Source organism: Methylococcales bacterium, from assembly GCA_030949405.1.
Lineage (GTDB): Bacteria > Pseudomonadota > Gammaproteobacteria > Methylococcales > Methylomonadaceae > WTBX01.
Genome location: JAUZSN010000002.1, coordinates 2,052,357 through 2,063,847 on the forward strand (window position 1 = coordinate 2,052,357; position 11,491 = coordinate 2,063,847).

11 protein-coding genes and 1 other RNA gene are annotated in these 11,491 nt (G+C 38.9%); 9 read left to right on the forward strand and 3 right to left on the reverse strand.

Translation table 11 applies throughout. From position 1 onward, the window contains the following. The first annotated feature begins 116 nt into the window (after positions 1-116). From Q9M50_10590 to Q9M50_10620, 7 genes are all read left to right on the forward strand, one after another. Entirely contained in the window at positions 117-503 is a 387-nt protein-coding gene (locus Q9M50_10590) for a cyclic nucleotide-binding domain-containing protein (protein MDQ7091073.1), read from the forward strand. Positions 504-556: 53 nt separating this feature from the next. Then, positions 557-915: RNase P RNA component class A (rnpB, locus tag Q9M50_10595), an RNA gene on the forward strand. A 75-nt stretch (positions 916-990) separates the two neighbouring features. Further along, positions 991-2,367 (forward strand): TolC family protein, encoded by a 1,377-nt coding sequence (locus tag Q9M50_10600; GenBank protein MDQ7091074.1) that lies wholly within the window; start codon positions 991-993, stop codon positions 2,365-2,367. A 228-nt stretch (positions 2,368-2,595) separates the two neighbouring features. Further along, the gene (narH, locus tag Q9M50_10605) at positions 2,596-4,167 is read left to right on the forward strand and encodes a nitrate reductase subunit beta (GenBank protein MDQ7091075.1); all 1,572 of its coding nucleotides are present in this window, start codon (positions 2,596-2,598) and stop codon (positions 4,165-4,167) included. Then, the gene (gene narJ / locus Q9M50_10610) at positions 4,167-4,691 is read left to right on the forward strand and encodes a nitrate reductase molybdenum cofactor assembly chaperone (protein ID MDQ7091076.1); all 525 of its coding nucleotides are present in this window, start codon (positions 4,167-4,169) and stop codon (positions 4,689-4,691) included. Before narH ends, narJ begins: the two co-directional genes overlap by 1 nt. An 8-nt stretch (positions 4,692-4,699) precedes the next feature. Then, positions 4,700-5,389 (forward strand): respiratory nitrate reductase subunit gamma, encoded by a 690-nt coding sequence (gene narI, locus Q9M50_10615; protein MDQ7091077.1) that lies wholly within the window; start codon positions 4,700-4,702, stop codon positions 5,387-5,389. 113 nt (positions 5,390-5,502) lie between these two features. Next, on the forward strand, positions 5,503-6,660 hold the full coding sequence (locus Q9M50_10620; GenBank protein MDQ7091078.1) for an MFS transporter: 1,158 nt from the start codon (positions 5,503-5,505) through the stop codon (positions 6,658-6,660). Between the two features lie 161 nt (positions 6,661-6,821). Here the strand turns inward: Q9M50_10620 and Q9M50_10625 are convergent, their stop codons facing one another. Then, positions 6,822-8,054 (reverse strand): asparaginase domain-containing protein, encoded by a 1,233-nt coding sequence (locus Q9M50_10625; GenBank protein MDQ7091079.1) that lies wholly within the window; start codon positions 8,052-8,054, stop codon positions 6,822-6,824. A gap of 31 nt (positions 8,055-8,085) precedes the next feature. Then, complete coding sequence (gene folP, locus Q9M50_10630) at positions 8,086-8,949, reverse strand: dihydropteroate synthase (protein ID MDQ7091080.1); 864 nt, start codon at positions 8,947-8,949, stop codon at positions 8,086-8,088. Positions 8,950-9,032: 83 nt separating this feature from the next. Here folP and Q9M50_10635 point away from each other — a divergent pair, with 83 nt between their 5' ends. Together Q9M50_10635 and Q9M50_10640 are read left to right on the forward strand one after the other, a co-directional pair. Beyond that, positions 9,033-9,569, forward strand: coding sequence for a flavoprotein (locus Q9M50_10635; protein MDQ7091081.1), 537 nt, complete (start codon positions 9,033-9,035; stop codon positions 9,567-9,569). Further along, on the forward strand, positions 9,566-10,957 hold the full coding sequence (locus Q9M50_10640) for a DUF6513 domain-containing protein (protein MDQ7091082.1): 1,392 nt from the start codon (positions 9,566-9,568) through the stop codon (positions 10,955-10,957). The genes Q9M50_10635 and Q9M50_10640 overlap by 4 nt, the downstream gene beginning before the upstream one ends. 52 nt (positions 10,958-11,009) lie before the next feature. Here the strand turns inward: Q9M50_10640 and Q9M50_10645 are convergent, their stop codons facing one another. After that, positions 11,010-11,414: a hypothetical protein gene (locus tag Q9M50_10645; protein MDQ7091083.1), complete on the reverse strand. Its 405-nt coding sequence runs from the start codon at positions 11,412-11,414 to the stop codon at positions 11,010-11,012. Positions 11,415-11,491 lie beyond the last annotated feature (77 nt).

The window sequence follows — 11,491 nt, forward strand, 5'->3', positions numbered from 1 at the left end:
TTCTGTTTTTTTAGTCATTAACCTATGATACAAGAATATCGCAGTTAGTTCTTTATTTTGTCCCGTCTTAAGTTGGTAGCCTTTCGCAAGATCATAAACATAAATGGATTGCTAACGTGCCTTTATTCGTTGGCTTGCCTCAAGAAATGTTAAAAGCACTGGGTCAAAAAACAGAATACGTTAATTTTTTACCCGATGATATTGTATTTAATGAAGGGGATAAAGGTCATTCGCTGTACATACTGGTCAACGGAACGGTCGGGGTTTATAAAATTAATAAACAAGGTGAAACGAGTTATATTGATGAATTGCATGAAGGTTCTTTTATTGGTGAACACGCCTTATTAATGAATTCTAGGCGTTCGGCCACCATAAAAGCGACAACTTATGTCACTTTTTTAAGACTAACCGCCTCTGAGGTTTTGAAAATATCCAAAATTGCCCCTGAATTAAAAACCCGATTACGTGAGGCCGATTTTCAACGTCAATCTATAAAAAGCTAATTCAAAGAATTTAGATTTAAATAATTAAAATAAATCCTGTACAATAACATTTGAGAGTCGGCTGAGCAGTCGCTGTTTTATTGTAATGATAGAAGAGAGGAAAGTCCGGGCTTCATAGGGTAGAGTGCCAGATAATGACTGGGAGGCGTGAGCCTACGGAAAGTGCTGAAGAAATTAAACCGCCTGATCTTAATTAGTTAAGATTCGGTAAGGGTGAGAAGGTGCGGTAAGAGCGCACCGCACAATTGGTAACAGGCGTGGCAAGGTAAACCCCACTCGAAGCAAGATCAAATAGAGAAACAGAGGTGTTACCCGCATCGTTTCTGGGTAGATTGCTTGAGCGACAAGGTGACTTGTCGCCTAGATGAATGACTGTTTTTAACAAAACCCGGCTTATAGGCTGACTCTTTTTTATTTCTTTAAATCATCCTTTCAAATCGCTGTCCTAGTGATTGATGATTTTAAAATGAATCATCAAAGATTTGCAATGATCATCCACACGATTAGAATGCGCTATTATCTTTTTTTTATAAATTTCTTTTTTTTAGTGTTAACCGTTTCTTGTTCGGTTGATGTTAAAAAAGTTCCTCCTCCCGTAAGTCTTCCTGAAACTTTTTCTACAACTGGGTCAATAGCACTGACCGAAAAATGGTGGCAAGTTTTTAACGATAAAGAACTTGATTATCTGGTTGATCAAGCATTAAGTAATAACTTTTCACTACAATCAGCTTATGATCGTGTAGAACAAGCAAGAGCGATTGCTAAAAAAAGCGGCGCGTCTTTAGTCCCTACGCTTGATGCGACATTCACCAGTTCACATAGTATCACCGATGGTTTGAGTACGGATAATTTTAGTTTAGGTTTAATTGCAAGTTATGAAGTGGATTTATGGGGACGTATTCGTGCGAGTTTACATGCCTCAGAACTGGATTTTCATGCCGCAAAAGAAGATTTACAGACCATAGCGATTTCATTATCCGCCGAAATTGCTAATAATTGGTATCGTTTAATTGAGCAACGCCAACAGTTAGCGTTATTAGGGCAACAAATTGAAACGAATCAAAAACATACTGAAATATTAATGTTACGCTTTAGAGTGTCGCAAGCAACGGCGGCGGATGTTTTTCAACAACAACAATTGTTAGAAAGTATTAAAGGCGACAAAACATCGGTTGTGGCAACGATTCACGTATTAGAACATCAACTAGCGGTTCTATTAGGTAAAACGCCGACAACCCTTAATATTCCAAAGGCAAGCCAGTTTCCTGTCATTCCACCGCTTCCCCAAACAGGCTTGATTTCGGATTTAATTCAACGTCGTCCTGATTTACGCAAAGCTTATTTTGAAGTTCAAGCGGCAGATCAGCGCATTGCAGCAGCTATTGCCGATCGCTTCCCAAAACTGAGTCTTTCAGCGGGGATTGATACTTCGGATCCTAATTTACAATCCTTATTTAACAACTGGTTAGCGACCTTAGCTGGAAATTTAATCTTACCTATTATTGATGGGCATCGGCGTGTTGCCGAAGTAGAATATAATCAAGCACGGGCTAAAGCGACTTTAAATAATTATGCGACGACTTTATTAGTTGCTGTACAAGAAATTGAGAACGCATTAATTCAACAGCAACAACAGCAAAAATTAGTTGAAAGTTTAGCGCGACAAGTTCATCTTTCTCAACAAGCTAATCAGCAAATTAGACTGCGTTATATGAATGGGGCCGAAAGTTTTTTACGTGTACTTTCTAGTGCTTTAAGTCAGCAAGGTTTAGAGCGAAGTCAATTAAATACCCAAAGACAGTTAATTGAATATCATATTGCGTTATACCGAGCGTTATCGGGAGCGTTTCCCTTAAAGTCATGACGGGTGAAAACGATAGTTTATAACTAATTATCACCTATAATGATAACGAGTCGGTGCTTCATGTCGCCCTCTTATTCTTGCATTAATGATCAACGTACAAAACATAGCTTGTACCCCCCGTGTTTTTTGTAAACTTTAGTTTTTTAACCTAGCTTAAATTGATAGCTCAATAATTAAACCCGTTATATAATAAAGCCATACTCCCTTCAAACACGAGGTGTTAGAAATATGAAAGTAAGTGCAAATTTTTCGTTGGTATTTAATCTGGATAAATGTATTGGATGTCATACCTGTTCTGTCAGTTGTAAAAATGTTTGGACGAACCGTAAAGGAGTAGAATACGCTTGGTTTAATAATGTAGAATCTAAACCCGGTATTGGTTATCCTAAAAACTGGGAAGATCAAGAAAAATGGAATGGCGGCTGGGTAGTTAATAATGGTTCATTAGAGCTTAAATCAGGCAGTCGTCGCCAACGTTTGCGTAATATTTTTATGAATCCTGATATGCCCTTGATTGATGATTATTACGAACCGTTCACCTATAATTACGCCCATTTACAAACGAGTCCTCTCGTTGAAGCCGCGCCGACCGCACGACCTTATTCATTGTTAGATGGCAGTCAAATAGAAAAAATTGCTTGGGGGCCTAACTGGGAAGATGGTCTAGCGGGTGAATTTTCAAAGCGGAGTAAAGATACTAACTTTAATGACATGGAAAAAGAAATGTATGGTGAGTTTGAAAACTCTTTCCACATGTTTTTACCTCGCATGTGTAACCATTGTATTAATCCATCCTGCGTAGCCTCTTGCCCTTCTGGCGCGATGTACAAGCGTGAAGAAGACGGCATTGTTTTAGTGGATCAAGACAAATGTCGTAGCTGGCGAATGTGTATTAGCAACTGCCCCTATAAAAAAGTTTTTTATAACTGGGAATCCGGTAAAGCTGAAAAATGTACAGGTTGTTACCCTCGTGTTGAATCGGGTTTACCTACCGTCTGTTCAGAAACCTGTGTGGGTCGAATTCGTTATAACAGTGTGATGTTATACGATGCGGATCGTATTTCTGAATTAGCATCAATGGATGATACTCAAGATTTATACCAAGCCCAATTAGATATTTTCCTAGATCCTAATGATCCAGAAGTGATTAAACAGGCAAAAATAGATGGTATTCCTGAGTCTTGGATGGAAGCTGCGAGAAATTCACCTGTATACAAAATGGTTGTTGAGTGGAAGGTTGCTTTTCCATTGCACCCTGAATTTCGTACCATGCCGATGGTTTGGTATATCCCTCCGTTATCCCCTGTACAATCACAAATCGATCAAGGCAATCTTAAAACATCGCCTGATGGAGCCATTCCAAAATTAGAAGAATTACGGCTACCGATTAAATATTTAGCGAATATGCTCACAGCAGGAAAAGAAGAACCTGTGGTATTGGCATTAAAACGAATGATTGCAATGCGAAGTTATTACCGCTCATTAAATGTTGAGGGTAAAACCGACTTAGCGGTGTTAGAGGAAGTTGGCTTAAGCGAAGCCCAAGTCAAAGAAATGTATCGTTATATGGCGATTGCGAATTATGAAGATCGCTTTGTCATTCCAACGAGCAATGAAGAGCTACGTCAAGATGATCCTTACGCTTTTCAAGGTCAAAATGGATTTAGTTTTGGTAATGAAGGCTGTAGTATTAGTCCAAATGCCTCGTTATTTCCTGAAAAACGTAAACAAATGGAACATGTGATGGAATTTAAACCGTGGCAACCTGCGGCAAAAACATCAGGAAGTGAGCCCGTTTAATGCAAGTTTATAAAATATTGTCGTTATTATTGGAATACCCTAAAGCAGAATTGCGTGAGCATTGGGATGAAATTAAAAACTTAATTCCCCAACTTCCGTTAACCAGTGACGAGGACCAACAAGCCTTATTAGATTTTATGGGTTGGGCGAGTGCGCTTTCACTCACAGAATACCAAGCGCATTATGTCAATACCTTTGATTTTACCCCTGATAATGCACTCTATCTAACGCATCATTTATTTGAAGAGCAAGACAGAGAACGAGGCCCTGCTTTAGTTGATTTATCTGACTATTACAAGGCGGAAGGCTTTGAAATTTCAGAGGGAGAATTACCCGATTATTTACCGTTGGTATTGGAATATGTTTCGACCTTAACAACTGAAATTGATGTTCGCTTGTTTTTACAGCAAAGCTCACATGTCTCTGACATCATTGCCAAAAATCTTGAAAAAATAAATAGTCCGTACGCACCATTACTTAGAGTCGTACAGCGTCACGGTCGTCTTGTTGATATTGCAGCCTAGGAATTATCATGGAAAATTTACTTTTTAGTGTTTATCCGTATATTGCTTTGACCACCTTTTTAGTAGGGAGTCTGATACGCTTTGACCGAGAACAATATACGTGGAAAGCGGATTCTAGCCAATTATTTGAAAAAGAACAGTTACGTAAAGGCAGTATTCTTTTTCATATTGGCGTACTTGCGTTATTTTTTGGTCACGCGGCAGGACTCCTCACGCCTCACTCATGGTTTTTAGGCTTGGGGATTTCAGATATGGCCCATCAATATGTAGCTATTATGGCAGGGGCGGTTTTTGGCTCACTGTGTATGATGGGTGGCGTTATTTTGTGGAAACGTCGAATGAATAACCCCCGCGTAAGAGCAAATAGTCATTTTATGGATATTTTTATTCTGGATTGGTTATTAGTGACCTTGGCAGTTGGCCTGTTAACTATTCCTGTATCTATTTATCACGCGATAAGTGGTGATGCCTCGGCAATGGTTTCCTTAGCTAACTGGGCGCAAAGTGTAGTGACTTTTCAAGCGAATGCCACCTTATTATCAGAGGTTGGTTTTTTATATAAAATTCATTTATTTTTAGGGATGAGTGTCTTTTTATTCTTTCCTTTTACGCGTTTAGTTCATGTTTGGAGTGCGCCATTAGGTTATATCATTCGTCCATATCAAATTGTACGCCGCAAATATGTTGAATATCGTTAATCTATTTGTGAAAAGGATATAGATAAAATTTAGTTCTTTTATGTCAATTTTTAAACCGTTAAGAAAGCCGTCTGTAAGACGGCTTTTTAATTTCTACTGATTATTTATTCGTAATGCGTGTTCCTTACTGGCGACTTTCTAGCTTTTATTTTTTTTATTTTGCAGCACTGGGTGCCTTTTTACCTTATTGGAGTTTATATTTACAAAACGCAGGCTTTAATGCGTTAGAGATTGGCGAACTTTCCGCCTTAATGATGGCAACAAAAATCATTGCGCCTAATCTTTGGGGGGCTATTGCAGATCGGACAGGAAAAAGTCTTAAAATTATTCGACTGGCCTCTTTTTTAGCGGCTTTTTTATTTTCGGGGTTTTTATTTAAAACGGGCTATTTATGGTTTGCTGTTATGACCTTGGGCTTTAGTTTTTTTTGGAATGCGGCGTTACCTCAATTTGAAGCGGTTACTTTATTTCATCTAAAAAATCAGCCTCATCGGTATAGTCAAATTCGTTTATGGGGATCCATTGGTTTTATTATTGCGGTAATTGTTATTGGCGAATTATTAGATAATTACTCATTAACGTTATTACCTTTAATTACAGGCGGGTTTCTGATCGCTATTTGGCTGGCCGCACTGATAACCCCAGAAGCCAAAATAATCACCCATCATGCAGATGGCAAAAGTATTTGGCAAATTATCAAAAAACCAGAAGTGATTGCCTTTTTTATGACCTATCTACTTTTGCAAGCAGCGCATGGGGCTTATTATGTTTTTTATTCGGTTTATTTAAAAGAACTCGGTTATAGCAGTCGTATTATTGGCGGGTTGTGGGCGTTAGGGGTTGTTGCCGAAGTGATTTTGTTTATTTTTATGCAAAAATTATTGGCCTTATTTTCATTACGCCGTATTTTATTATGGAGTGCTTTTTTAAGTATGACCCGTTGGCTGATTATTGGTTTAGAAGCCGAGTCTATTTATTGGCTCATTGGCGCACAATGTCTACATGCGGCGACATTTGGTTCCTCTCATGTCGCGGCTATTCATCTCGTGCATCACTATTTTGGTAATCAGCATCAAGGCAAAGGACAAGCTCTTTATAGCAGTACCAGTTTTGGACTGGGGGGAATGATGGGTAGTTTTTTAAGTGGTTATTATTGGGAAGTGTTCGGTGCGACGATTGTTTACAGCGTTGCCGCAGGGTGTTGTTTATTAGCGTTTCTAATTAGTTATGCGGCCATTGGAAAACAGAGGTCTAAAGCGCCCCACTCTTAACGATTGGCTACCAACTTAAGATGAGATACGACGGAGTAAGGCTTAACCGTTCGTCCTGAATCCAGTCGAAGGGCGGACGGTTAAGCCATTCATACTTCGACAAACTTAGCTCGAATGGCTTAACCTCAACTTGTTCTGTCTTAAATTAGTAGCCTAACTATTTAAACGGGTAAGGGCATGATTTCACCGACCATATTTGTCTGCATGAGTGTTTTAATAAGGGTTTGATTCCAGTTATTGTCATTATAATGACGTAATGTATTGAGGTAAATTAGTTTACACAAAGCGGCAACCGAAATCATGTCATAACTATCCACTGATCCGACCTCGTTCATCCACGCCCCCGCAGCATAAGCATTGGCATTAACCGTGCCTGCAAGTACTTGAGTGCAGTTTATAATCGTAATTCCAGACGCATTTGCCTGTGCCAACGCTTGATAAATAGCCCCGTCACTGGCCTTATCAGGATTCCCTGAGGGAAAGTTACCCGCGCCATAAGATTCGAGAATTAAACCTTTTAACTGTGGAATTTCCAAAATTTTATTTAAAACCTCCGCAAGGTAGTTATTATTGAGCGTAGCGGTGGTATTGTAATAAGCAGGAAAGGCGGAAAAGGGGAGTATTAGGGCATTATTAAGGTTATTTGAAATATAAGTCAGTTGGTTGCGTAAGTGCGTCAAAGGAATGCCATTTGAATGGCTTAATCCAATCTCAGGAGGGAATAATAGGGGGTAAGGATGTGTGTTTAATGAAAAATCAATCCCTATTTCTGCTAGAGGTGGGTAGTTAGGCGATGAAAACGCATCAAACAGGCTGGCATTGGTTTTAATACTTCGATTTCCGCGTAATAATTTTCGATTAAAAAATAGGCAGGATTCGGTTATCCCGCTAAAAATGGATGAAACTGAACCAAAAATAGATTGATAGGCATCCGTATTATAGTTAAAGCCGTTTACCGTCTCATTGACCCCTTCAAATAAGGGCAATTGCGACCCTGTAACAATAATAGGTTTATCCAAAACAGCAATAGGGTTTCCATTACAGTCCAGCGCGGTGAATAAAAAAGACAGGGCCGAAGCCGTCCAAGCCATGGTGTCCGTTCCGTGTAACACAATGAAACCATCATAGTTGAGGTAAATATCCAATAACTGTGTAGCGATTAAGCACCAGTCATGGGGTTGTAAATTGGTACTGTCTAGTGACGTAAGCGGTCCTGTCATAGTCTTAAATCCAATGACATCAACCCATGTATGTGGCCATCGTGCTTGAATAATGGGGGTAATATAGGTTGTAAATGCGGCCTTAAATGAATCGTAAGGTAAGGGACTTAAAGCCCCTGTTAAATCAGGAAGGCAACCAATCGTTCCTCCCGTATATAAAACAGCTATTTTCATTTTTTTTCACCCGCTTTTGAGAGATGATTGCTTAGTTGGTTTTTAAATTGGGAAAGGCTGACTCGTTTCCTTGATTCATTGATTTTTTGATAGCCCATGCAATATCTGCTGCATGACGGTTTTCTTTAACATCATGAACTCTAAATAACTGTACCCCTGACATCACGCCTAGTGCGGTGGTTGCGGTGGTTGCGCTCACTAACTCATTTGACTCTGAAACATTACAAATACTGCCCATAAAGCGTTTACGACTGGTTCCTAATAAAACAGGAAACCCCGTGGCAACAAATTGATCTAACTGCCCAAGTAAATCAATATTATCTTGTTTTCTTTTTCCAAACCCAATGCCTGGATCAATGACAATATTCTCTTGTTTGATACCCGCGACTAATGCGTTGTTTATACTCGCTTGCAAGCTCGCTAAAACATCCTTAACAACCTCATCATAATAGGGGTTATCTTGCATAGTCTGTGGGGTGCCTTGTATGTGCATTAGAATAATAGGGCAAGCGGCTTCAGCGGCAACGGTGAGTATTTCTTTATCGTCTCGCCCCCCTGAAATATCATTAATGATCGTCGCCCCTGCGTCTAACGCGGCTTTTGCAACGGTACTTAAGGTGGTATCAATGCTAATTGTTATCGTTTGGGATAACTGGCGACGAATCGCTTTAATGACAGGAATAACTCGTGCAATTTGTTCACCTGAAGAGACAGAAATAGAATTAGGTCGTGTCGATTCACCGCCAATATCAATAATATCGGCCCCTTCTGTTATCATTTTTTCAACGTGTTTCAAGGCTTTATCGCATTGATGATAGTGTCCGCCATCTGAAAAACTATCAGGGGTTACATTTAAAATACCCATAATTAAAGGGTGATCAAAGCATTTAAACATCGTTAAAAAACTCCTGTCGTTTTAAAATAAAAAATTGATTCGCGTATAATAAACCAGATCTATCATTACTTATTGAGATAATTATGAATCAACCTCGTTTAGCTTGGGCAATAACAGGCTCAGGTCACTATATTGAAGCGTGTTTAGAGTTTATTTTAACCTTAAATAATGTTGATCTTTATATTAGTCAGGCGGGTGAAGAAGTCTTAAAAATGTACGGTCTTGATATTAATGAATTAAAACAAACCATGCCTGTTTATCGTGATAAAGCGGCATCCGCTCCACCTGTGGGGTTATTTTATAAAAATCATTATCATACCTTCGTTATGGCTCCGACCACCTCGAATACCATTGCTAAATGTGTTTTAGGGATTGCGGATTCATTGGTGACGAATTTATATGCTCAGGCAGGAAAATGTCGCGTAACCAGTCTGGTTTATCCCTGTGATATTGCGCCTGTGATGGAAACCACCGCACCGGGTGGAAAAGTAATGGTTTATCCGCGTAAAATTGATTTGGAAGGCACCGCAAAAATTCGTGAATTTGAGTACACTCAAGTGGTCGAAAGCGTGGATGAATTGATAATCGCTGTTAATCATCGTTTAGACTGTGTTGTATGAGTGAAAAAATTCTTTTTTTAACCGGTCGTTTAGCCGAAACACAATTACAGCATAGTTTAGAAAAAATGCAGCCTGAATTTGATTATCAAGTTCATCAACTGGGTTTAAAAGTGGCTGCCTTAATGACCGCTGAAATGATCGAACGCCGCTTAAAAGAAACCTTTAATGCCGATAGGATTTTAGTACCTGGGCGATGTCGGGGCGATTTAGATCGTTTATCTAAAAAATTAGGATTACCTGTCGAACGAGGCCCGAATGAACTCAAAGATTTACCTCAATTTTTTGGTAAACAGGCGCATAAAATTGATATAAATACATATAAAGTTAAAATTTTTGCAGAAATCGTGGATGCGCCTAATATGAGTGTTGAAGCGGTGGTTGAACGGGCGTATTACTATCAACGGCAGGGGGCGAATGTTATTGATATTGGTTGTTTACCTGAAACGCCCTTTCCACAACTTGAGGAAATGATTCAAACCTTAAAGACCGAAGGTTTTAAGGTCAGTATTGATTCAGTGGAAAGTGATGATTTAATCAGAGGGGGTAAAGCAGGGGCTGATTATATGCTGAGTCTTACTAATGATAGTGTTTGGATAGCGGATGAAGTCGCCAGTACGCCTATTTTGATTCCAGCTCAACATGGTGATTTAACCTCGCTTAATCACGCGATTAGTTACTTACAAACACAAAACAAAGATTTTATTGTTGATCCTATTTTAGATCCTATTCATTTTGGATTTACGGAGTCAATTGTACGTTATCATCAGTTTAGACAACAACACCCTGAGATAGAAATGATGCTTGGCGTGGGTAATATTACCGAATTAACCCATGCGGATACAGGCGGCATGAATGCGATTTTAATGGGCATTTGTTCCGAATTAAATATTAATCATATTTTAGCCACCGAAGTAAGCCAACACGCGCGATGTGCCATTAGAGAAGCTGATTTAGCACGGCGGATAATGTTTGCAGCGCACAAAAATAAAATGCTGCCTAAACATATTGATTCAGGTCTCATCAGTCTTCATGAACCCGCCCCCTTTCCTTATGAACTTGATGAAATTAAAGCGTTTGCAGCTAACGTGAAAGACCCTAGTTTTAGAATTCAAGTGAGTAATCAAGGGATTCATATTTATAATCGTGATGGTTTAAATACCGCAACCGACCCATTTGATTTATACCCTAAACTAACGCTTAAAAATGATGGGGGGCATAGTTTTTATTTGGGGGTGGAACTTGCACGCGCACAAATTGCCTATCAATTAGGGAAGCGTTTTAATCAAGATGAGGCGTTATTATGGGGATGTGCGGTGGATAATCAGGAAGCAACGATTGATTTACATCAGTTTAAACCTGTTGGCTCAACATTCGATGCTAAAGGCTAAAAAGGATCACTATGAGACGCAAATAATTGCGTCTCCAAATAAATAGTGAGCGTTAAGGCTGATACTTTTCTATGGCTTGTAAATCAGCAAGAGCTTGTTTTATTTTGGCATTAATATCATCGTTTAACTCATTATTTTTATAAATTTTTTCAAGTAAACCTTCTTTAACTAAAACTTCTTTTATCCAACGTTTACTAAATCGATAATTATTAGGAATTTTAGCAATGTCACCTGTTTCAGGGTTACGAATACTACCCGATTCTACGTCAGAATGTGAAATAGGCGAGTTAGTTGCGGCTTTAGTGACGGGTTTAATGTCGTCTACCTTAGATGTAGCCACGGGTACCGGCTCTTTAGGTGGACTCTCTTTTTGTACTTTTTTCTTTTCATCGTTAACAACAGAAAAAACAACATAAGCCACAAAAACCGTGGTTAAAATAAAAAATACTTCTGACATAAAGGGTTCCTAGTTAATAATTTTTATTATTTTGATTTAAAGACAAGTAAATAGTGTACTTTTTTACATTTACCATT